Raw genomic sequence first — 22,904 nt, 5'->3', positions numbered from 1 at the left:
GGTAGGGAGAAGAGAAGGTCCTATCAGAGATAAAGATAAACAAAAGCGGCACAGAAGCCGCATAAGTTCGGTAGGATTCAGAGCAATGGAGGAAACCGTATGGTGGAGAGAAATCAAAGAGAGAGAAAGAGCAGCTTTGCGGGAACGCGGCCAACCGGCCGTATCCTGCAAAGAGGCGGATTGCTGCTAATGGCATGCGCGCTGGCTGTTACGGCCGGCTGCGGCAAGAAGCCTGTGGACCAGACACAGACCCAGACGAAGCTGCCTGAGGCGCAATCGCCTTATTCGGGTACGGAAGTGGTGCAGGCCATCCAAAAAGCGAAGCCGCTTGACTACTGGCCTACGAACGGGTGGAAGACGGCGGCGCCGGAAGAACACGGTATCGATTCCGCCGGTTTAGCGGCTATGGTCGATCAAATGAAGGACAAGAACGTTCACAGCTTCGCGCTTGTGCGGGGCGGCTATTTGCTTGCGGAAGGGTACAGCCGCGATTGGGATGCGGAGAAGCGGCAGTCGGTGCTGTCCGTTACCAAAAGCTTCACCTCCGCATTAACGGGGATGCTGATTGAAGATAAGATCATCAAGAGCGTGGATCAGAGGCTGAGAGATTATTTCCCTGAAACGGCATCGGATTCGAAGAAGGCGGACATTTCGATCAAGAATGTGCTCACTATGACCTCGGGACTCGAGTGGGATAATACCGGAGAACGTTCATCCAACGAGATGATGGAGTCTCCGAACTGGGGCCAGTATATACTGGAACGTAACGTCGTCACCGAACCGGGGTCGGTATTTAAATACAGCAACGGCAACGCCCATCTTATGGCGGTCCTGCTGCAGAAGGCGCTCGGGATCCCTCTCAGCAGCTTCGCCAAGAGCAAGCTGCTGGACCCGATGGGCATCAAAAACGTAACCTGGGGCCAAGATCCGCAAGGCGTCCTGGGCGGAGCCTGGGGACTTAATCTTACCACCAGAGATATGGCCAAGTTCGGCTTGATGTACTTGCATAACGGCAAGTGGGAGAACGATCAGATCGTTCCCGCCTCTTGGGTGGAGACCTCGGTTCAACCGCAGACAAAGGTCACTTACGATAACGGCACAACCGGGGATTACGGCTATTTGCTCTGGCTTAAGCGTATAGCAGCAGGTACGGATACATCGAAGCAGCATAACGTGTTCTTCGCTGCAGGCTCGGGAGGTCAGCGCATCTTTGTCGTCCCTGACCTGAATCTGATATTGGCGGTTACGGCCGACAACCAGAAGGACGATTTCATGCCGGAGCAAATGCTGGTGAACACCATACTTGCGGTGAAGTCGGATCAGCCGCTTCCGTCCAGTGATGCAGCTGCAGACAAGCTGAAGGCTTCCCTAGCAGCTTTCAAGCAAACAGGGGATCAGACGGAGTAGCCGTTTGTATATTACCGCAAGAAGCGCTATACTCGACTTGACTGATGTGTTAAGGAGATAGCCGTTATGACAATTAAAGTTGGGAAACTAGCGCCGGACTTTGAGCTTCCCGCCTCTAACGGAGATAAGGTGAAGCTGTCCGATTTTCAAGGGAAGCACGTGCTTCTGTACTTTTACCCTAAAGATATGACGCCGACCTGCACGACGCAGGCCTGTGATTTCCGCGACCGCTCGGAGCTGTTCGCCGCTGCCGATACGGTGATCATAGGGATCAGCGTCGATCCAGTGAAGAGGCATACGAAGTTTATCGAGAAGTACGGCCTGCCTTTTTTGCTGCTGTCCGACGAGGATCACCGGGTGGCCGAGCTGTACGATGTGTGGCAGCTAAAGACGCTGTACGGTAGACAATATATGGGTGTGGAGCGCTCCACGTTTCTTATAGATAAGGACGGTACTTTGTTAAGGGAATGGCGCAAGGTGAAGATAAAAGGACATGTGGAGGAAACGCTGAAGGCGGTCCAGGATCATTTGGCGCAGCGGGTGTAAGCCGTTTTTACGGTCTTCACACGTGCTTCATAAGCTCAGTCCGGTCGATAGACCGGGCTGTTCTTTTTTTACGTTCAGAGGCTGTAAAAAAGCTCCTTAGTTTTCTTCCGGAGGGGTCATGAATGATGGCATACGATCGGCCAGTCTCCCATATAGTCTATTAAGTCGAAATTAATAGATTATGCGGAGGGATTCTTCATGCTCAACTTGTTCCGAATGCTTCGCTCGCGCCGGATCGGCTTATGGCTGACCGCCATCATGATGTGCACTCTGGCTCTCATGCCGCTATCGGCCATGCCCGCACAGGCAGCCGATGATGTAAACAGGATGAGCGCGCACCAATCGTATTCGGAACTGACATCAGGGAAGCGGATATGGGAAGAAAAGGCGTATGTGACGCCGGAGCGGCCGACCGTCTATTTGACGTTTGACGACGGGCCCAGCAAGCTGACGGGCGAGGTGCTGGACATTCTCAGGGATGAGAACGTGAAAGCGACGTTCTTCGTGCTGGGGCAGCAGGTGGAGTCGCATCCGGAGCTGGTTCGCCGGGCGGTGGAGGAAGGGCATGCCATCGGCAATCATACATACAATCATCAATATAACGAGATTTATTCGAGTGCGGAAGCGTTCTGGAACCAGGTGGAGAAGACCGAAAGCCGTTTGGAGGAATACGCGGGAATCAAGCCGAGACTGGTCAGGGCGCCCGGAGGGACGTTCGGCAATTTTGACGCGTTTTACTTCTATTATATGGATCAGGCGGGATATGAAGTGCACGACTGGAATATCGATAGCGGGGATTCGTCCAGGCAGGGGGTTCCGGCAAGCGAAATCGTTCAAACGGTGAAAAAAGGCCCGTTCCGACATGAGGTCATCCTGCTGATGCATGATGGGACCGGACACGAACAAACAGTAAAAGCGCTGCCTGAGATCATTAGCCTGTTCAAGCAAAAGGGCTATGCGTTCGCGCCGCTGACCGAGACGGTCCAGCCGGTTCACTTTTCCAGCGGCAAGGTGAAATGGGGGCGGGCGATAAACGAGCCGCTGCATCAAAAGCTGCTGGCAGGAGCGGGAGCGCATAGAGCTTCCATAGCGATGGAATCGGCCGCGGTCAAGCAAAGTCCGCTGCTGTTGTCTCTTGGAGGCAAAGACGTACTGCTTGATCCGGAGCAGTACCGAATGGCGGAGGGAAGCTATCAAGTACCGCTGCGCGTTCTGATCGAGGGGATGGGCGGGCATATCGAATGGAAGCAAGAGGAGCGGACTGCTGTCGCCCGGTACGGAATGTATAGAGCCGAATACGACTTCTCCCGTCATGAGCTCCGAATGATGGACAGCGGGAAGGAAACGTCGTACCATCTTCCGCAGATGGAGCTTCGCGAAGGGACGGTATACGTGCCTTTGCAGGATACCGTGGAGCTGTTGGGCTGCCGGGTAACGGAGGAAGAGGAGAGCAAGGAAATGAAGCATGTCCGTGCTGTGGATAGCGCAGGCTTAGCCTTTATGCTGGATTATTGAGAAACTTTCGGGAAACATCCCGCACTCCCCGGATATACGATATAATGGAGTATAGATGCTAGTCATAATTCGGGGTGTATCACATTGAAAAAGAATTGGTTTAAGCGCTTACTTTTATCCTATTTGCCTATTTTTTTCTTCATCGCCTTGGCGCTCATCCTGCTTTCCGCCATATCGGCAAGCGAGCTGTCGAAGAAAGAAACGATAAGAGCAAACAAAGTGTTCGCGGAGCACGTTATGCAGATGATCGATCATACGATGAGGACCATTGAGCAGCAAATGATCAAAGAAGTCCGGACGAACGATAAAATATCCCAGTTTTTCTCTCAATATTATACAGGCAATTCTACCATAACCCAATATGAGGTTGCAGTGAAGCTGCGAGAATTAATAGTCAATACTCCTATGATCGATTCCATCTATCTTGTCCGGTCCTCCGACCAGACGGTTTTGAGCAACACCTTGATGGCGCCGGTGGAGGAGTTCGGGGACAAAGAGTTTATCCGCAATGCCCTGCAGCAAGGCATGTCTACCAAGTGGACGAATGCGAGGAATTACAAAGAGTTCGAAGATCAAATAAGGTCTACCGACGTGGTGACATTAGTCAAAAACGTGCCGCTGCTCGGCGCCAAGCAGGGCATTATCGTCATCAACGTACAAACGGAGGCCATCCAAAATTTGATTAAGGATATGACGGAATCCAACGTCAACTTCATTCAGCTGGTGGACCGTGAAGGACAGCCGGTTGTAGGGAGCAAATCCGGCGGTAAAATCATTTCCGACATTACGTCCGAGTATACGGGATGGCATATCCAGAGCGGGCTCTTGAACGAAAATGTGCCTTTGTTCATTTTTTCGTACTCGGCGGTTTGGTTCGGCCTCAGCCTGCTCATGATCGGGATCGGCATCGTCTGGATCGTTTACGTTACTAGGCGCAATTACCAGCCTATCGAATCCATCGTAGCCCGGATCGACGCCTACGCTGCGCAGAAGAGCAGCTCGCTTGCCGGACTGTCCGGTCAGGACGAGTTCCGCTTCATTGAGACGGCGCTCGACGACTTGGTCGAGCGGACGATGACGTTTCAGAAGCAGCGGGAGGAAGATTTGATTTTCCGCAAAAGAACCTTTTTTATGGATATGATAGAAGGAAGCAAGCCGATTACCCGCGAGCAGTTCAAGGCGGAGATGAAGCTGTACGGGCTGCAAGAAGATGTGGCTCGGATCGTCATGGCCGTAGTGGAAATCGACAAGTATGCGGAATACTGCGAACAGTACCATTTGCGGGATCAATATTTGCTGAAATTTACTTTAAGCAGTGTGATTGGCGAGCTATCGCAAAATGAGGGGATTCACGTCTGGATGGAATGGACGTCGAATCAGCGGCTCTGTGTCTTGATCCACCTTCCCGCGTCCGAGGAGAAGCCGGAGCCGACTGTGCAAATGCTGCAGAGGGCTATCCAGTGGGTGCGCCAGCATCTCGCTTTCACCGTCACGATAGGAGTCGGAACGGTGGTTGAAGAGATCGGGGAGACCGCGGCATCGTACGAAGAAGCTATTGATGCTTTGAAATACAAATCGGCCCTTGGCGGCGACCGGATTATCGAGTACAAGGATATTTCCGTCAAAGCCCAAGGAGAGGTGTACGAGCATCTGCATCTTATGCGGTCGATCGGGCAAAAATTCCGGCTCGGAGACAAGGAGTGGGAGCTCGAGCTGAACCGGCTTTTCCGCGAGCTGGTCGAAGGCTTTTTCACACGGGATGACGTCGTTTCGATGCTGCATTATATGATCTATCATATGCAGAAGGAATTGCTGGAGCTGCCTGCGGAGTTTCAGGAGCTGTGGATGCAGGAGACGCTCCCGAGGCTGCATGCGGCCATTGAACGCCTGGATACGATCAGCGAGCTGGAGCGGGACTTGACGGATACTCTGAAGGAAGCGTTCGGCCGGATGGACGAGTTGAGGGGGACGCGGAGCAATCATCCGCTGATGCTGCAGGTCAAAGAATATATCAACGACCAATACGCGAATGCGGACTTGTCGTTGACTTACTTGAGCGGCGAGTTTGACGTTAACGCCAAATATTTGAGCCAAATGTTCAAAGAGGAGTTCGGCGTCAACTTTCTCGATTATTTGGCTGATGTCCGGATTCAGCAGGCGCAGAAGCTGCTGCTGGTGACGAACGGCTCCGTACAGGAAATAGGCATGCAGGTCGGCTATCCGAACGTAAGGTCGTTCATGCGCGTCTTCAAGAAGCTGGCCGGTGTTACGCCGGGTGAATTCCGCAAGAAGGAATAATATCTAATAATTGAAAGGAAGATGGTTATGGTAGAACATTTGGTATTGTTTAAGCTGCATGAGGGAACCTCAGAAGCCGATAAGCACAAAGTAGTGGACACACTGCAAAAGTTGAAGGACATTGAAGGCATCGCCGAATTTTCCGTAGGCTTAAACCATTCCCAGGAAGGGAAAAGCCAAGGCTTCGAGGTCGGCATGCGTATCGGCTTCGTAGATCAAGCTTCGCTCGACGCGTATTTGCCAAGCGAACGGCACCGGTCTATTGTAGGCCAGGTCAGAGAGCATTTTGCCGATGTGATCGTACTGGACTACACGTGGTGAACCGGTGAACCCGGTTTACAGCCGGTCCTGACTTCTCAGGGGACGCCTGACTTAGTCAGCGCTTCCCCCTTTCTCCCTGAATTGCCCCGGCGTCATCCCTTCGTTCTTTTTAAATATCCGGTTGAAGTAAGGCGGCTGGTAGCCGACCCGGACAGCGATATCGTTAATTTTCTCATCGGTTTCCAGCAGCAATTGTTTGGCTTTGTCCAGCCGGTACTTGGTCAAATAATCGATAAACGTTTTATCCGTTACCTGCTTGAAGCCGAGACTCAGCTTCTTCGGGTACGTGCCGTGCAAATCGGCGCAATACTCCAAGGAAATATCCTTCATATACTGCTCATGGATGGTTATCAATACTTTTTCAACAAGCTGCTTTAGCTGGATATCCTGGGTCACATGAAGCACCCGGATGTATGGGCGGACAAGATTGTTTTTGATGCTCTGCAGCACGGCATTTGGATCCTGCAGGTGAAGCAGCTCCTCCCAGAGCATTTCGCCGCCAACAATTTGAAGCGGACTGAACCCGGACAGCATAATCGCATTTTGCAAATTGCCGTACAGCTGCAGCAAGCCATGCCGCACTTGAATCTCCTTATCGGATTGACGCTGCAGCGTGGACAAAAATTCGTCCATCCCCTTGTACAGCTCCGCCTCCATCCCCATTCGCAGCGCCTGAATGATCTCCTTCTCCGCTTCCAGCGGATACATAATCTGATGCTGGCCTTCGGGCATCATTTCGTCCATATACAAAATTTGCTGCTGCTCATTTAGCTTCTTATGGCTAAGTGCCTTGCGCGTATCGTCGAACATAGCCGGAATGTGGCTGAGCGAGCCGGCCGTCTTACCGACGCAGACAGTGGTATGCACCTTCAGCAAATTATGGAGTGTGGCGGCAAGCTCTCCGGCCAAATGATACAGCACGGACTTTACGTCCTCCATGGCGGTGTCCCGGTGAAGCCGGACTAGCAGGCCGACGGTTAAATCTTGAAAATTGATGACATTGGCATCCAGTGCCTTACTTTTGACTAGCTCTTCCACAATATTGAAAGCAGCAAAAGTGACCAGCTGCTCATCCCCGGACGAAAATCTCCCCTCCGAGCTGTACAGCCCGTGAAGCTGCAGCACAATGGCTGCATGGAGCTTATCTTGAACCTCCCAGCCGTATTCCTCCATCCTGCGGGTAATTTCTGCGTCATTGAGGAAATACAGATGGCCTTGCACCAGCTGCAGCAAAAAGCTTTCCCTTAAAGAGGGAAGGTGGGTATCAAGCCTTTCCTGCAAAGTTTGGCTTTCCCGCGATAAGTTGTTCCATTCGCTAGCAATATAATCGATTTCGTCGGTTCCTTCGAAGCCGGGCTTCCCCCCGGGGCGCAGCAGCGCGGCAAGACGGCGGATAGGCCGGTACAGCTGCCGCGATGCAAGCCAGGACAGCCCCAATGCAAACAATAGGCCTGCCGCACCGGCATAAATAACGACGTGCGACAGCAGTTTGACCGGCTTTGTCATTTGCTCTATGGGGGTAGCGGTAGCGACGGTCCATATATGGCCGATGCGTTTCATTTTGCCGAACGAGATGGAGAACGTCTGTCCCTGCCAGGTTTCAATGACCGAGCCGCGGTCCTGCCCTTGCCCTTTAACGGCATCGGTTACGAATACATCCAGCTCGCTTGGCCCGGCCGCTCCGTCGCGCCCGAACGAGATATAATTGCCGTCCTGCTGCATAAGCAGCGCCGAGCCTTCGCCTCCCGGATCCAGTTCCCCGATCAAGCGGTTCAACTGCTTCGAGTTAATCTCCACGATTAAAGCGGCTTCAGTCTTTACCAGCCCGCCCGGGAGCCTCATGACCAGCATATAGGGTGCCGCATGTTTGTTATTGGTAATCGTATCGGTCCAAAAGATGTCACGCTGATATGCGATTAACGAGCGGTACAGTTTAAGGGTATCCTGGGAGTCGAACTTCAAAATCCCTTTATTTTCGGTAATAAGAACCTCCTGCTTATCAAGGTATAGACTGACCTCCTCAATAAGCGGGTCGGATGATTTAATCCAGGTGAGCGACTTGAATATAACCTGCTGAATGTTGTAGAAATCTTTTTCTACATCAAGATTGCCGTAGGTGTTGCTGAGGTTTAAGTTAAACGACCATTGTGCAATTACGGTTTCCAGATGGGCCAGGTTGCTGTCGATCCGTTCCGTTGCAAAGGATACCTGGTTCTGGTGCGTCCGCTTGGCCTCCGCTTCAATGTTAGCGGTTCCAAAGATGTAAACAAACAGACCGATAATGGCCGCAGGCAAACAAGCACTGATGGTAGCTATCAGAAAAGTATTCCTGTAGTGCTTATATTTCCACATGCCGTTCACCCCCCGTACGCTTTATCTTAATACAAACAACCGCTGCAAAGCCATAGGTTTTGGGCTCGAGAATGAAAGTGCAATCCCGGGAAATACGGAGGAATAAGAATTCAATCGCCGGAAACGCCGAGGAATAAGAGTCCAATTGCCGGAAACGGCAGCGCCTTTTATATTGGGACCAAGAACAACAAAGAGAGGGGGGATTGGCTATGAGTAAACAAGAGCGGTTATCCTTGGAGCGAAGCGGGTGGCGCACGGCCTCACAGAATAAACGTTCTCTGCGGGTGCGTACCGTGTGGCGGGGGTTGGTGAGGGACAAATATTTATATTTCATTGCAATGCCCATGCTGGTGTATTTCCTTGTATTTAAATACGTGCCGATGTGGGGGATTCTTATCGCTTTTAAAAATTACACGCCCTATGTCGGCTTTTGGGACAGCCCTTGGGTAGGCTTGGAGCATTTTCAGCGCTTCTTTTCCAATGAAGATTTTTTTATTTTGCTTCGTAATACGCTGGCTATTAATGTATTAAATTTGCTGCTGTTTTTCCCGCTGCCCATTCTGCTATCCATTATGTTAAACGAGGTTCGACTTGAATGGGTAAAACGGACGATGCAGTCGATCATCTATTTGCCGCATTTTTTATCCTGGGTCGTGATTGCGGGGATTACGTTTCTGATGTTGTCCACGTCCGAAGGCGTTATCAACAAAATGTTGTTCGCGCTTGGCTTTGAGAAAGTTGCCTTTCTGACGAATCCGGACTTCTTCTGGCTGCTTCTGACCTTTCAATCCATATGGAAGGAAGCGGGCTGGGGGACGGTTATCTTCCTGGCTGCGATTGCCTCGGTAGACACCCAGCTATACGAGGCCGCCAAAATAGACGGAGCCGGACGTCTTCGCCAAATCTGGCACGTCACCCTTCCGGCGATACGGAATGTCATCATTATCTTGCTCATTTTGCGGGTCGGCCATATGATGGACGTCGGCTTCGAGCAGGTGTACCTGATGATGAACGGAGCCGTGTCCGACGTTGCGGATGTGTTCGATACGTATGTGTACCGCAGCGGGATTCAGCAGGCGCAGTTCAGCTACAGCACCGCGGTCGGCCTGTTCAAATCGATTGTAGGCGTCGTGCTTGTAGTAATAACCAACCGGCTGGCCAAAAAATTCGGCGAGGAAGGCGTTTATTAATTCAAGCACCTCGGATGTATGAAGGGTAGGAGGAGCTATGCATGAACCGTAGTGTAACCGACAAGCTGTTTGATTCAACGGTATTGATACTATTAATAGGTATTGCCCTTATAATGCTGTTCCCTTTTTATTACGTGTTTGTCGTATCCTTTACCACGCCTGTTGAGTATTTGCAGAAAGGGCTTGTGCTGTTCCCGGAGAAATGGACGCTGACCTCTTATAAATATTTGCTGGCGAACAATGTGTTTGTCAAAGCAACCGGAGTCAGTGCGTTTCTGGCCGTGGTAGGAACTACGTTAAGCCTGATTGTAACGTCGGCCGGAGCTTATACGCTATCCCGCAAACGGCTGCAAGGACGACGGACCCTGCTTATTCTGATTTTGATGACGACCTTGTTCAACCCGGGCATTATTCCTCCGTACCTGGTGGTACGGGAGCTCGGCTTGATGAACAGCATCTGGTCGCTGATCATTCCTGTGCTGACAAGCGGCTGGTATGTGATCTTGATGAAGGGTTTCTTCGAAAGTATCCCTGACGAACTGGAGGAAGCCGGTAAAATAGACGGAGCTTCGGATATAGGAGTGTTCGCGAGGATCATTTTACCGCTTTCGCTCCCGTCCTTGGCGGCTTTCGGATTATTTTACGCCGTGGCGTATTGGAACACATTTTTTTCAGCCATTTTGTATATCAACAAAGCGGATTTAAGGCCGCTGCAGGTTGTGCTGCAAATGCTGCTGATCGACTCGTCGAGTTCGTCCTCCGGCGAAATAGCGAACCAAATGTCCAGTGAGATAGCTATCCCCACCGATACGTTGAAAATGGCGGCGGTTGTCATCTCAACCGTTCCTATCCTGCTTGTTTATCCGTTTTTACAAAAGCATTTTGCCAAAGGGGTAATGGTAGGCTCGATAAAGGGGTGATGCGATGACTTCTTGCGGTTCCGGTGAAGGAGAATCAAGAAGGGGCTTCGATTGAAACAAGGCTTAGACTGCGTTACATTACAATTAGCAGGGAGGTTCTGGTATGAAAAAGACGATTACCCTAACATGCACGGTATCGCTTGTAATTCCGGCAATGCTCACGGCTTGCTCCGGACAAGGGGCAACAGGGGCGCAAGGCGATGCGTCGTCCGATAAGCCGACGGAAATTTCCATTTTTGCTAACCAGCAAGGGGCACAAGCGGTAGATTCAAGCAATGAGCTGCTTCAGGCCATTGAGCAAAAAACAAATACGAAGCTGAATATTACGTGGGTTCCTTTTAATTCCATCAATGAAAAAACGAAGGTGGCGCTTGCCTCCGGCGATTTGTCCGATCTGACCTTTGTCAGCAACGTATACGATTCGCAAGTGGTGCAAATGGCCGCATCAGGGGCATTCTGGGATATTACACCTTATATTAAAGATTACAAAAATTTGAGCGCCTTGCCTAAAGAAATATGGGATAACGCCAAAATCCAAGGGAAAAACTACGGCATCCCGCGTCCTCGTCCGTTAGAAGGGAGCTGGGGCGTCCACGTCCGCAAGGATTGGTTGGATAAGCTGGGGCTGAAGGTTCCGGAAACGATGGATGAGATTTATGCGGTAGCCAAAGCCTTTACGGAAAAAGATCCTGACGGCAACGGAAAAGCGGATTCGTTCGGACTTACCGGGCACGTCGATCCTGACGGCATGGGCGCATTCGGGTGGGTGGAGAACGTATTTACCGGGTCGGTCGGCAAATGGAAATTGAAAGACGGCCAGCTCACGCCGGTACTGTTCGATCCCGGCCAAAAGCAGGCACTCGAATGGCTGAAAAAAGCCTACGACGAGAAGGTGCTCGCGCCGGACTTTGCCGTCATGAAATCGACGCAGGCGAGAGAGATGTATATGGCGAATAAAGCCGGCGTATTCGGATCGGCGCTGAACCCTCAATGGTTGTACACCGATGCCCTACGCAAAATCGATCCGAAAGCGGATTCATATCCTTTGACCTACGTCATGGGGCCGGAAGGGAAGTTTGCCGGCAAGGATTCCGGCGTATTCGGGATGTACGTTATTCCGAAAACGGTACCGGAAGCGAAGCTCAAAAAGATTCTTGCCTTCGTAGATCAAGGAAACGGCGAAGAAATTTCAACGATTACGCAATTTGGTCTGGCCGATAAGCACTATACAGTGAAGGATGGCTTCAAGGTGGCTACCGAGCAGGCCAAGACGGATAATATACCCGACATCACCAACAACCTGCTGCAAATATTCCAAATGTACGACAAATACCAAAGAGCGTACTATAACGGCATTCCGAAAGAGTTCTACGACCGCAATAAGAAGATTGTCGATGACAGAGCGGCGTTCAGCAAGCCTGACCCCGGCTACGGGTTAATTTCCCAAACGGCCTTGACCGTCGGACCTGATCTGTACAAAAAGGTTCAGGATATGAAGATCAAAGTGATCTTGGGCAAAGAAACGATGGCGGCTTGGGACGAATATATCGCCAAGCTGAAAACCGACCCGCAGTTCCAGAAGATCATTCAAGAAACAAACGAGGCTTATAAGGCTAAATAAAATGTATAGCATCCCTGCTTGCTTTGTCGGATTTTTCGGCAGGCAGGGATGTTGTACTTAGAAGCTGTCATTCCGATCGAGGAGGAATTGAACTGATGAGCAACAAGCCGAATATTATCGATGCCGATGTTCACAATGCCATAGCCAAGCCCAAGGATTTGCTGCCTTTCCTGCCGAAGGTATGGCATGATTATTGGCTATCCGCCGGGCCTGGTTATGCGGGAGGCTGGTATTCCCCACTAGGGGTTATGCGCAAAGACGCCGTACCTGAGGGCGGAGGAACCCCCGGAAGCGATCCTCAGCATATGCTGAAGCATCATTTTGAGAAGTACGGGATTGATTACGGAATTTTGACAGGGTCAGGGATATTGGGCATCTCCTTGAATCCCAATCCGGATTACGGCAATGTGGTGGCAAGCGCCTACAACGATTGGCTGGTCGAAACGTGGCTGAAGGAGAGCCCGGTTTATAAAGGCTCGATTCTTATTAATCATGCCGATCCCCAGTCAGCGGCAAAGGAAATCGACCGGATGGCGAAGCATCCGGATATGGTGCAGGTCATTATGTGCAGCGGAGCGCGGATGCTGTACGGCCAGCGGTTTTACCATCCGATCTATGAAGCGGCGGAACGCAACGGATTGCCGGTAGCCGTCCATCCCGGAACGGAAGGCAGAGGGATTGCCGGAGCTCCGACACCGTCCGGTTATCCGACCACCTATTTGGAATGGCACAATATTTTGCCTATCAACTATATGGCGCATGTGAACAGTCTCGTCTGTGAAGGGGTATTTGAAAAGTTTCCGAAGCTCAAATTCGTCGCTATTGAAGGCGGCATTGCCTGGCTGCCTCATCTGATGTGGCGGATGGACAAAAACTATAAAGGCTTGCGCGATCTCGTTCCATGGCTGAAAAAGCTGCCTTCGGAATATATAAAGGAGCATATCCGGCTGACGACGCAGCCTATCGAAGAGCCGGCCGATCCGGTTCATCTGAATCAAATATTCGATATGATCGGAGCGGATAACATCATCCTATTCTCTTCCGACTATCCGCACTGGGACTTCGACAATCCGAAGATGGCGCTGCAGCCGATCCGCAAAGAACTGCGGCAAAAGATTCTGGCCGATAATGCCATGGAGCTGTACGGCTTGCATACGAAGGCTGAAACGTCAGCGGGGAAGGAGGCCTAATCCGGTGAGCGAAGTGAAGTCTAGGACACGATATGCGGTTGCGTCCGTTGCAGAGTTGGCGGAAGCGGAAAATGGAAGAAAAGTCGTGGAAGTAAAGGGGATGGAGATTGGTATTTTTAACGTCCACGGCAGCTTTTACGCCTGGAGAAATGTATGTCCTCATGCCGCCGCACCGGTCTGCGTAGGCAAAGTTTGCGGTACACGGCTGCCATCGATGGTGTATGAGTACAAATACGGCAAGGACCAGCAGATATTACGCTGTCCTTGGCACGGTTGGGAGTTCGATCTGACAAACGGCAGGCATTTGGCGGACGAATCGGTTAAGCTGCGCGGATACGAGGTGGAAGTGGAAGGCGATCAGGTTTATGTGCTGATTTAAAATAAAGAAGCTGCTTCAAGCGAAATTTGAACCTTCGCTTGAAGCGGCTTTTTTGTCGTGCAAGATGAAGGTCTTCGCTCGCTAAACACCGCCATTTGCGGGCCCTGCATCATGCTTTTCGGAAAATTGACCACTCCCGGAAAAGTGACCATCGGCCTTCCAAGCCCCGCTGTATAAGGAAAAAAGGAATTCAGTAACCTCGCGGAATACTGTCCATTGCCGCAGCGCCCTATTTCGGCTACATTGGTGTTCAACACACGAAAGGCCGAGGTGAGTCATGAGCCAGCAACAGCTAGATAGTAACGCTCTGCAAGCGCCGGCGGGAAGATTGGGCAGCATCCTGGCGCTGAGACGAAAAAGAAGGTTAAAGCAAAACCTCCCGCTGATCGTCATGTTCGTACCCGTCATCGCTTTCTACGTTATTTTCAAATACGCTCCTATGGCCGGGGTCATCGTCGCATTCAAAAGCTATAACTTTGCCGACGGCATATTCGGAAGCCCGTGGGTCGGGTTGAAGCATTTTCGCCTGCTGTTCAGCAATCCGAATTCGCTGCTCATCATCCGCAATACGCTGATCCTGAGCTTGCTGAACATTATCGTCGGATTTCCGTTCCCGATTATGCTGGCTATCATGCTGAACGAGGTAAGAAAGCTATGGTTTAAAAAGACGGTGCAGACATTGATCTTTTTGCCTCATTTTCTGTCATGGGTCATCGTCGGCGGCATCGTCGTGACGATCTTCTCTCAGGAGTCGGGAGTCATCAATCACTGGATTCGGCAGTGGACCGGGAACACGTTCCCGTTTCTATACAATGAGACGTCCTGGCTCGTTATCTTCGTAGGGTCCGGCATATGGAAGGAAGCAGGCTTCAGCGCCATCGTGTATCTGGCTGCGTTGTCTTCTATCGATACGAGCCTCTATGAGGCGGCCAGTATAGACGGAGCCGGGAAGTGGAAGCAGCTGTGGCACGTGACGCTGCCGGGCATCGCGCCGACCATCGTGCTCATGCTGATCCTCTCTATGGGCAAAGTGATGGAGGTCGGCTTCGACCAGGTATACACGCTGCAAAATTCCGTCGTATCCGGTGTGGCGGAGGTTATCAGCACGTACATTTACACGATTGGCCTGCAAAAGGGGCAGTTCAGCCTGACGAGCGCAATGGGGCTGTTCGAATCGGTCGTAGGGTTCATTCTCGTCGTTTCGGCGAATGCCGTTGCCCGCAAGTTCAATAGAGGCATCTGGTAAGCTGCCGTTCAACCGTTCACAAAGCACGTTGCAGGAGCTCAGGAGGTAAGAATGAGAACATCAGGAGAAAGACTGTACCACGGTATTACCGGCTTTATTCTTGTCCTGGCGGCGGTCACCTGTCTGCTTCCGATGGTGCACGTGCTGTCCGTATCGTTAAGCAGCCCGCACGCCGTCACCTCAGGTCTGGTCACCTTATGGCCGCGGGGGTGGACACTGGAATCGTACGAGCTGCTGTTCCGTGGCTCGAAAATCGTTCATGCGCTCCAAAACAGCGTCATCATCACCGTCGTCGGTGTTGTGCTCAGCATGGTGTTCACCGTGCTCGCCGCTTATCCGCTGTCGCGAAGCTATTTTTACTGCCGCCGTTTCTTTACGATGGCCACCGTCTTCACGATGCTGTTCAGCGGAGGCCTCATTCCCACGTATTTGCTGCTGAAGTCGCTGGGCTTGATCAATACTTACGGCGCCTTGTGGCTTCCGGGGCTGATCAGCACATTCAATATGCTCGTCATGCGGACGTATTTCGATGGGATCCCGGAGGAGCTGGACGATGCCGCCCGTATGGACGGCTGCGGCGAATGGAGATTTTTGCTGCAGATTATATTGCCGCTCTCGCTGCCGGTTATCGCGACACTGTCCGTATTTTACGCGGTAGGTTACTGGAACGCCTTCTTCTCGCTCTTGATTTATATTAATCAGACGGACAAGTATAATTTAACGGTGCTGGTGCAGCAGATGATCCAAAGCCAGTCGCTGATGCAGGAAATGAACGCCAGCGATATGCAGGCTTCTATAACGCCGGAAGGGATCAAAACCGCAGGGATCGTCGTTTTGGTCGTTCCCATGCTGATGGTGTATCCTTTTCTGCAAAAGTATTTCGTCAAAGGCGTACTCATCGGAGCTATCAAAGGATAGCGGCCATCATCATTCTGGAAGGGAGTGATGCCGCCGATTCCTTTCCGGGAGGGGCATACTCAACAAGTATGAGGTTTGAACAATGGAGGGGCACGTAAAAGATGACCAGAACAAGAGTAATGAAATGGATGCACGCCGGTTCGGCTGTGCTGCTCGCAGCAACGGCGGTACTTGCAGGCTGCGCAAGCTCCACTGACGATGCCAAGGGGAAGGAATCGTCCGGGAAAAAGCCCGAGATCAGCGCAACCGTGTACGACCGCGGCCTCGTGCCGCAGGAGGAAGGGACGATAGAGAAAAACCGCTGGACCGAGTGGATCAATACCAACGGACCGGTCAACGTGAAGTTTATGGCGATTCCCCGCAACGATGCGGCGGCCAAGCTGACGACCTTGTTTGCTTCCGGCAGCGCGCCCGATCTCATCTTTGATTTTTCCAACGTGTTTCGCGGTCAGCTGTATGCCCAAAAACAAATCAAGCCGGTCGATGACCTGATCGCCAAGTACAGCACAACGTACAAGGGACTCTTGGAGAAATACCCGGTACTCAAGGAAGTATCGACTATGCCTGACGGCAAAATGTACGGCTTCGGCGTCATAAACGGCCTGCAGACGAACCACGCGCTGTTCATCCGGGCGGATTGGCTGAAAAAGCTGAAGCTGGATACGCCTCAGACGACGGACGATTTGTACAAGGTTGTGAAGGCATTTGCCGAGCAGGACCCGGATGGCAACGGCAAAAAAGATACGTACGGCGCCTCCCTCGCATTTATAAGCAACCAGATTATTAATGCCATGTTCCAAAACGTAAGGTGGGTTATCGAGGATGGCAAGCTCATTCATGACTGGGAGCGTGCGCGAGCGGCTGTGGTGTTTAAGAAGCGGCTCTATGACGAAGGCATCGTAGATAAGGATTATTTGACCGATAAGAGCGGGCAAAAAGCGCAGCAGGACTGGGTCAACGGTAAGCTTGGCATGTGGGGCGGACAAACGACAGGCGCAGCATGGCTGCAAATATACGAGTCGCTGAAGAAGAACAATCCGAATGCCGAAGTCGCCGTCATCCCGCTGCCGAAGAGCCCGTACGGCCAATTCAGTCCTACTATTAACAATCCGGTGCAGGTGACGGCAGTCATTAACACTGAGGCGAAAAATCCTGAAGCGATCATGAAATATATCGACTTCATTTCGTCGGAGGCAACCGGAAAAACGCTGAAATACGGTATGGAAGGCACTCATTTTAAACAGGGAAGCAACGGCTGTCCGGTATTTGTCGACAAGGAGAAGGAGAAGCAGCTGTCTTACGCGGGCGACTTCCGCATGCTGTTCTCCCCGGCACTGGAAGGCAAGTGCGGCAAGTACGAGGAGACGCTTAACCAGGACAATCCGCTGGAAAAAGAGTTTTATAACCTGTTGAAAAAGGCGAACGAATATTATTTGTCTCCGGAGCGTCCGATTGCGGATATTACCCACGGGGAGCACATGCCGATTGCGCCGGATGATATCCAACTGATCGATACGACCATCAAGAAGCAGATCGAGGATTTGTGGATCAAGGCAATTGTCAGCGGTGCCGCATATACTCCGGATCAGGCGGTGACCGAGGCGAAGGCTCTGTGGGATAAAGCAGGGGGCAAACAGGTCGACGAATGGTATGCCAAATGGTACGCCGACAATAAAGATAAAGCGCTGCTTCGCGATAAATTGTATCAATTCAAATAGTTCGCGGCATCCGCATTCTAGCACGGGACACCTGAGGGGGAGGCCCGAGGTCTCCTCCTTTTTCCAATATGAATTCATAATTAAGGAGGATTATCCATGAAAAAACGGAATACTTTATTGTTGCTATCCACGCTGGTCGCGCTGGCATCTGTAGCGCAAGCCTGTTCAAGCAAAGGCGAGGAGAAGAAGGAAGAGCTCCCGGCAGCAGCAAAAATAAATACCGATCCTGTGACGCTCACCTTTTACGGCAATATGTCCGAGGAACTGTTCCAGAAGCTGATCGTAAACCCTGTCAAATTGAAATATCCGCACATTGACATAACCTTGGTTCCCATGAGCAAAAAAATCGACGAGCTTATCGCTTCGGGCGAGGTGCCCGATATTTTGGGGGATAACATCTCGAACATAAGCAAGTACAAGTCATTGAGCTTGGCCGAAGATTTGACGCCGTATTTGAAAACATATAACGTCGATACAAGCAAGATCGATCCTGTTGCGCTGGATACGGCCCGCAAGCATTCGGGTGACGGAAAATTGTATGCGCTTCCGGTATCCGGCAACGTGGTGACGATGTATTACAATAAGGACATTTTTGACCGTTTCGGCGTTCCGTACCCTACAGACGGCATGACTTGGGATCAGGTATACGAGCTTGCCAAAAAGGTAACGAGAACGGACGGAGGCATAGCCTACCGCGGTTACGACTTCCAGGATGCGTTCCAAATTCAGTACAATCAGTTATCCGTTCCAATCATCGACGAGAAAACCGAGAAAGCGATCGTGAACAACGCCGAATGGAAGAAGATGTTTGAGAATTGGGCGCGGTTTTATTCAATAACCGGAAACGAAGTGGATGCAACGACTTACGGCAAAGGGCTGAACTTGTTCTCCAAAGACAAGACGCTCGCGATGTATTCCACAAGCTCCTTCTTCTCATCGATGCCGGAAGCGGTCAAAAACGGTTTAAACTACGATGTCGTCAGTCTTCCGAGCTTCCCGGAGGCACTGGCAACCGGCGTTCAGTTCGAGGGCGGGGGACGGATGATTTCGACGACGTCCAAGCATAAGGATCAGGCGTTCCTGGCTCTTAGCGCCATGCTGACCGAAGATGCCCAGCGGCTCATTGCCCGCAACGGCAACGCGGCGGTACTTACGAATGCGGACATTAACAAGGACTTCGGACTGGATATCGAGGTGCTGAAGGGCAAAAACCGCGAAGCGTTCATTAAAAACAAAAATGCCAAGCCGTTCTCGTCGATTACGAAATACGATGCGGCAGCGTTCGGCATCCTGCGCGCCCAGTTCAAGAAATATGCAACAGGCCAGGCGGATGTCAATACGGCTTTGCGCGAAGCCGAGGAATTGATTAACAAGTCGATCGAGGAGCAGCGCAAGCAGCAGTAGTTACGGCCATGGCAAATAGGACCCGCCTGTAAAGCGGGTCCTATTTCGCCCTGAATTTTCTTAATAGACGCAAGGAGAGGACGATGAGGATGAATATAACTGGAGAGAAACCGACTGAGGACAACAAAAACAAGCTGATACTGCGTTACCCTTCCTCCTGGTGGGGAGCGAAGTGGCGGGAGGCTCTGCCTTCCGGCAACGGAAAAATAGGCGCCGCCGTATACGGCAGCGTATACGAGGAAACGATCATGCTGACGCATGAGGAGCTGTGGCGGGGCAGCCAAACTCCCGATCTGCCGGATATTAGCGACAAGCTGCCGGAGGTGCGCAGCCTGCTGTTAGGCGGCGACGCCCCGAAGGCGAACCGTATCATGGCGGATACGCTGGAGGAGCGGGGCTACAAGCCGAAGATGGCATGGCCGCTCCCGCTGGCCGATTTCAAGGTCATCATGCCTTCCCCGCATGGATTCAAGGCTTACCAGCGGGAGCTGAACATGGAAACCGGAGAAGTGACGGTATCGTGGTCGGACGGCCCTACCCGGTATGAACGGGCGGTGTTCGTGTCGCGGCCGGCGGACTGGATCGTATTCGAGATTCGCGCCGAAGGTCCCGATCCGATTCAAGCGACGTTCGGCCTCGAGCTGCACGATCCGAAGGATATTCGCCGCTCGGCGACACTGCCGGAGAAGGTCGAGCTGATCGCGGAGGGAGACCTGCTCCTGTATGCGGCGGAAAACGACGACGAATCCGATTTCGGTGCCGTCGCTCGGGTAATCCCTCAAGGCGGCGTGCTCGAAACCGTCGACGGACGGCTGAAGGTGAGCGGCGCGCAGAGCGTGCTCGTAGTGATCCAGCCGTTCGTCCGCGGCGAACGCGCAGCGGAATGGGAGCGGCTCCGCAACGAGCTGGCCGGCAAGCAGCTCCAATACGACGAGCTGCTCGCAGCACACGTGACGGAGCACGGACGGCTGTTCCGCGCTTCGACGCTGGACCTCCAGGCGGACGGCTACGACCGCTCGAACGAGGAGCTGCTGCTCGACGCCTACCGCGGAGAGGCATCGCTCGAAATGACGGAGAAAATGTGGGCCTACGGCCGCTATCTGCTCATTTCCAGCTCCCGCGACGGCGGGCAGCCGTGCCACTTGTACGGCTTATGGTGCGGAGAATATGAGGGCATGTGGGCGTTCAACATGTCCAACGAGAACATCCAGATGATTTATTGGCAGGCGCTCTCGGGCAATATGCCGGAGCTGCTCCTGGCCATGTTCGATTACTTCGACCGGCTGATCGACGATTTCCGGACTAATGCGAAGCGGCTGTATGGCTGCCGCGGTATCTACATTCCGGCTCCGACCTCGCCGGATACAGGTTTGCTGAAGCATAAAGCGCCGCATATTATTCATTGGACCGGAGCGGCGGGCTGGATTGCCCAGCATTACTACGATTATTACCTGTACACTCGCGACGAGCAGTTTTTGCGGGAGCGGGCGCTGCCGTTCCTGAGAGAAACAGCGTTGTTCTACGAGGACTTCTTCATCGAAGACGAGGACGGCTATTATGTCAGCTGCCCGTCGAATTCACCGGAGAACGCGCCGGGCAATTATATGCAAGGGCCGGGCAAGAAGCCGCTGACCGAGACGGCGATCAACAGCACGATGGACTTCGCCATTGCGAAGGAGGTGCTCGCTCATTTGATCGAAGGAGCGGAGATTGCCGGTGTCTATGAAGAGGAGATAGAGAAATGGAAGGCGATGCTGAAGCGCATCCCGCCTTACCGAATTAACGAGGACGGGGCTGTCAGCGAATGGATGCATCCTGATTTTACGGATAATTACCATCACCGCCATCAATCGCACATTTATCCGGTATTCCCGGGTACGGAAGTAACAAGGGAGAACGATCCCGAGCTGTTCGAGGCATTCGTCACCGCCGCCAAGAAACGGCTGGTAATCGGGCTGAAGGAGCAGACCGGCTGGTCGCTTGCTCATATGTCCAATCATTACGCGCGGATGGGCGAAGGGGATTTGGCGCTGGAATGTCTGGATTTGCTGAGCCGAACCTGCGTCATTAACAATTTCTATACGTTCCATAACGATTGGCGCAAAATGGGCGTCGGCGTAGATGCGGACTGGGCACCGTTCCAGATCGATGCGAATATGGGCTGGACGGCAGCCGTGCAGGAGATGCTGCTGTTCTCGCTGAACGGTACGCTCCGCATCCTGCCGGCTCTGCCGACCAAGTGGAGAAAAGGACAGGCAGGCCCGCTGCTCGCCAGAGGTGCTGTTGAAGTGACGATCGCTTGGGATCAAGATGCGGGCACGGTTCAGCTGGAGCTGCTCTCGCGCAGCCGAAGCCAGGACGTGACGCTGCAATTCCCGCGTCCGGTATCTCCTGTGGAAGGACTGCGGTGCGATGGAAACCGGATCGTCGGCATTCATTTGGAAGAGGGAGTTCCGCTCAAGCTGGAGCTGAAGATGTAGCATTAGTGAGGGGGCGGGCGCCCCCTTTTCTATATTTAAGCGGCGATCCGGTTGGGTGCGATAGCCGGCAGAAGCCGTTGGTCAGCGATGCAGCCATGGGAACATTGCAGCTTTTTTATCCTCCAAATTGTTAACGTTAACATAGATTTAAACAAGGCCCCCTGCTATAATTTTCTAAAACGGATCGTATTGTTAAAGAGGAGGAATAAGCTTTGTCCAGCCTTACAAGCCCATTTACCAACCCTTTGCCTCATCCATGGAATATGGCGGAGCTATCGGCAGCTCTTCAAATTGTTCGCATTCCGGAGATGGACCAAGGCAATATCGAAGCCGTCTATTATGATGGCTTGCCTTATCAAGGAAAGCCGACCCGGGTGTTTGCATATTATGCGCTGCCTGAGGAGGCCGATCCGGCTGCACCGGTCCCTGCGATGGTGCTTGTTCATGGCGGAGGAGGGACCGCGTTTCACGAGTGGGTACGCATCTGGACGGATCGGGGCTATGCGGCCATTGCTATGGATTTGGAGGGACACCTGCCTCTGGAGAAGGATAGCGAGGGCAAGCGGCCCCAGCATGCATGGAGCGGTCCATCACGGCAGGGCGAGTTCGAAGACTATGCGCAGCCGGTAGAGGAGCAGTGGATGTACCACGCGGTCGCCGCTGTTATCAAGGCGCACTCGTTCATTCGCTCGCTGCCGCAGGTGGATGCAAGCCGTGTAGGCATCAACGGCATTTCTTGGGGCGGTATCGTTACAAGCATCGTATCCGGCGTCGACAGCCGGTTCTCCTTCGCGATACCCGTCTACGGGTGCGGCTACCTGTACGAGGCGACGAACCGGTACGGCGAAGGCTTCGCTCGCATGCCCGAAGCGGATTCGGAGAACATTAAGCGGCTGTGGGACCCGTCGGCCCACTTGCCGAACGTGACGATGCCCATGCTGTGGGTAAACGGCGACGCCGACGCACATTTTCCTCTCAACCTGTTCAGCAAATCGTTCGAGACGGCTCGCAGCCGCCGAAGCGAGTCACTGCTGAGCATCCAGTTCGGCCTGGGACATTCCCATGTCAAAGGCTGGCAGCCAAAGGAGATTTACCGGTTCGCCGATCAAATGACGAAGGGAACCGAGCCTCTCCTGCACGTGTCTCCGCTGCAGACGAACGGTAACACTGCAGCCGTTAGCTACTCAGGCGATACCGCCGTCCGGCAGGCGGAGCTGAGGTACGCAACGGACACGTCCGATTGGTTCGCAATGAATTGGAAGACCGCGGAGGTTACGATCGACCGCGATTCTCAAGAGATAACGGCGGTCATACCGGACGGTGCACAAGCTTATTTTGTCCTAATTACGGATGAACGGGACGGCGTCGTTTGCTCGGACATTCGCCGGCTGCCGTAAGC

The 22,904-nt window shown here is 52.6% G+C and carries 17 protein-coding genes; 16 read left to right on the top strand and 1 reads right to left on the bottom strand.

Annotation, left to right across the window (positions count from 1 at the left end; genetic code table 11):
• Positions 1–99: 99 nt before the first annotated feature.
• The 5 genes from ACFQ88_RS36815 (at position 100) to ACFQ88_RS36795 (ending at position 6,087) form a co-directional block, all read left to right on the top strand.
• On the top strand, positions 100–1,407 hold the full coding sequence (locus tag ACFQ88_RS36815) for a serine hydrolase domain-containing protein (protein WP_379462647.1): 1,308 nt from the start codon (positions 100–102) through the stop codon (positions 1,405–1,407).
• Positions 1,408–1,473: 66 nt separating this feature from the next.
• Positions 1,474–1,953 carry a thioredoxin-dependent thiol peroxidase gene (gene bcp / locus ACFQ88_RS36810; RefSeq protein ID WP_239630090.1) on the top strand — a complete coding sequence of 160 codons (480 nt, stop codon included), beginning with the start codon at positions 1,474–1,476 and terminating at the stop codon, positions 1,951–1,953.
• A gap of 198 nt (positions 1,954–2,151) precedes the next feature.
• Positions 2,152–3,468: a polysaccharide deacetylase family protein gene (locus ACFQ88_RS36805; protein ID WP_379462644.1), complete on the top strand. Its 1,317-nt coding sequence runs from the start codon at positions 2,152–2,154 to the stop codon at positions 3,466–3,468.
• A gap of 84 nt (positions 3,469–3,552) precedes the next feature.
• Complete coding sequence (locus tag ACFQ88_RS36800; RefSeq protein ID WP_379462642.1) at positions 3,553–5,766, top strand: helix-turn-helix domain-containing protein; 2,214 nt, start codon at positions 3,553–3,555, stop codon at positions 5,764–5,766.
• A gap of 27 nt (positions 5,767–5,793) precedes the next feature.
• Entirely contained in the window at positions 5,794–6,087 is a 294-nt protein-coding gene (locus ACFQ88_RS36795; RefSeq protein WP_239630087.1) for a Dabb family protein, read from the top strand.
• Between the two features lie 51 nt (positions 6,088–6,138).
• Here the strand turns inward: ACFQ88_RS36795 and ACFQ88_RS36790 are convergent, their stop codons facing one another.
• Complete coding sequence (locus ACFQ88_RS36790; protein WP_239630086.1) at positions 6,139–8,439, bottom strand: helix-turn-helix domain-containing protein; 2,301 nt, start codon at positions 8,437–8,439, stop codon at positions 6,139–6,141.
• 209 nt (positions 8,440–8,648) lie between these two features.
• On the opposite strand from ACFQ88_RS36790, the gene ACFQ88_RS36785 reads away from it, so the two are divergent.
• The 11 genes from ACFQ88_RS36785 (at position 8,649) to ACFQ88_RS36735 (ending at position 22,902) form a co-directional block, all read left to right on the top strand.
• Positions 8,649–9,629 (top strand): ABC transporter permease, encoded by a 981-nt coding sequence (locus tag ACFQ88_RS36785; RefSeq protein ID WP_379462639.1) that lies wholly within the window; start codon positions 8,649–8,651, stop codon positions 9,627–9,629.
• Between the two features lie 41 nt (positions 9,630–9,670).
• A complete protein-coding gene (locus tag ACFQ88_RS36780; protein ID WP_379462637.1) occupies positions 9,671–10,549 on the top strand; it encodes a carbohydrate ABC transporter permease in 879 nt (292 codons plus the stop codon).
• Between the two features lie 103 nt (positions 10,550–10,652).
• Positions 10,653–12,170, top strand: a complete 1,518-nt coding sequence (locus ACFQ88_RS36775; protein WP_379462635.1) for an extracellular solute-binding protein — start codon at positions 10,653–10,655, stop codon at positions 12,168–12,170.
• Between the two features lie 95 nt (positions 12,171–12,265).
• Complete coding sequence (locus ACFQ88_RS36770; RefSeq protein WP_379462633.1) at positions 12,266–13,360, top strand: amidohydrolase family protein; 1,095 nt, start codon at positions 12,266–12,268, stop codon at positions 13,358–13,360.
• 4 nt (positions 13,361–13,364) lie between these two features.
• Positions 13,365–13,739, top strand: coding sequence for a Rieske (2Fe-2S) protein (locus ACFQ88_RS36765; protein ID WP_239630081.1), 375 nt, complete (start codon positions 13,365–13,367; stop codon positions 13,737–13,739).
• A gap of 391 nt (positions 13,740–14,130) precedes the next feature.
• Positions 14,131–14,985 (top strand): ABC transporter permease, encoded by an 855-nt coding sequence (locus tag ACFQ88_RS36760; protein WP_379462678.1) that lies wholly within the window; start codon positions 14,131–14,133, stop codon positions 14,983–14,985.
• Positions 14,986–15,036: 51 nt separating this feature from the next.
• Entirely contained in the window at positions 15,037–15,903 is an 867-nt protein-coding gene (locus ACFQ88_RS36755) for a carbohydrate ABC transporter permease (protein ID WP_379462630.1), read from the top strand.
• Positions 15,904–16,004: 101 nt separating this feature from the next.
• A complete protein-coding gene (locus ACFQ88_RS36750) occupies positions 16,005–17,621 on the top strand; it encodes an extracellular solute-binding protein (protein ID WP_379462628.1) in 1,617 nt (538 codons plus the stop codon).
• 96 nt (positions 17,622–17,717) lie between these two features.
• Positions 17,718–19,025, top strand: coding sequence for an ABC transporter substrate-binding protein (locus ACFQ88_RS36745; protein WP_379462625.1), 1,308 nt, complete (start codon positions 17,718–17,720; stop codon positions 19,023–19,025).
• A gap of 89 nt (positions 19,026–19,114) precedes the next feature.
• A complete protein-coding gene (locus ACFQ88_RS36740) occupies positions 19,115–21,505 on the top strand; it encodes a glycosyl hydrolase family 95 catalytic domain-containing protein (RefSeq protein ID WP_379462623.1) in 2,391 nt (796 codons plus the stop codon).
• A gap of 212 nt (positions 21,506–21,717) precedes the next feature.
• A complete protein-coding gene (locus ACFQ88_RS36735; protein ID WP_379462621.1) occupies positions 21,718–22,902 on the top strand; it encodes an alpha/beta hydrolase family protein in 1,185 nt (394 codons plus the stop codon).
• Positions 22,903–22,904 lie beyond the last annotated feature (2 nt).

Source organism: Paenibacillus sp. NPDC056579 (genome assembly GCF_042793215.1).
Classification (GTDB): Bacteria; Bacillota; Bacilli; order Paenibacillales; family NBRC-103111; genus Paenibacillus_S.
Note: the sequence above shows the minus strand (reverse complement) of the source record. Positions and strands in the feature narration are given on the sequence as shown.

What these genes read in the sequence shown, in the direction of transcription:
- ACFQ88_RS36770 (WP_379462633.1), top strand. Translation starts at nt 12,266, where the DNA reads ATGAGCAACAAGCCGAATATTATCGATGCCGATGTTCACAATGCCATA.
- ACFQ88_RS36745 (WP_379462625.1), top strand. Translation starts at nt 17,718, where the DNA reads ATGAAAAAACGGAATACTTTATTGTTGCTATCCACGCTGGTCGCGCTG.
- ACFQ88_RS36755 (WP_379462630.1), top strand. Translation starts at nt 15,037, where the DNA reads ATGAGAACATCAGGAGAAAGACTGTACCACGGTATTACCGGCTTTATT.
- ACFQ88_RS36750 (WP_379462628.1), top strand. Translation starts at nt 16,005, where the DNA reads ATGACCAGAACAAGAGTAATGAAATGGATGCACGCCGGTTCGGCTGTG.
- ACFQ88_RS36790 (WP_239630086.1), bottom strand. Translation starts at nt 8,439, where the DNA reads ATGTGGAAATATAAGCACTACAGGAATACTTTTCTGATAGCTACCATC.
- ACFQ88_RS36760 (WP_379462678.1), top strand. Translation starts at nt 14,131, where the DNA reads ATGTTCGTACCCGTCATCGCTTTCTACGTTATTTTCAAATACGCTCCT.
- ACFQ88_RS36805 (WP_379462644.1), top strand. Translation starts at nt 2,152, where the DNA reads ATGCTCAACTTGTTCCGAATGCTTCGCTCGCGCCGGATCGGCTTATGG.
- ACFQ88_RS36815 (WP_379462647.1), top strand. Translation starts at nt 100, where the DNA reads ATGGTGGAGAGAAATCAAAGAGAGAGAAAGAGCAGCTTTGCGGGAACG.
- ACFQ88_RS36785 (WP_379462639.1), top strand. Translation starts at nt 8,649, where the DNA reads ATGAGTAAACAAGAGCGGTTATCCTTGGAGCGAAGCGGGTGGCGCACG.
- ACFQ88_RS36740 (WP_379462623.1), top strand. Translation starts at nt 19,115, where the DNA reads ATGAATATAACTGGAGAGAAACCGACTGAGGACAACAAAAACAAGCTG.
- ACFQ88_RS36775 (WP_379462635.1), top strand. Translation starts at nt 10,653, where the DNA reads ATGAAAAAGACGATTACCCTAACATGCACGGTATCGCTTGTAATTCCG.
- ACFQ88_RS36795 (WP_239630087.1), top strand. Translation starts at nt 5,794, where the DNA reads ATGGTAGAACATTTGGTATTGTTTAAGCTGCATGAGGGAACCTCAGAA.
- bcp (WP_239630090.1), top strand. Translation starts at nt 1,474, where the DNA reads ATGACAATTAAAGTTGGGAAACTAGCGCCGGACTTTGAGCTTCCCGCC.
- ACFQ88_RS36780 (WP_379462637.1), top strand. Translation starts at nt 9,671, where the DNA reads ATGAACCGTAGTGTAACCGACAAGCTGTTTGATTCAACGGTATTGATA.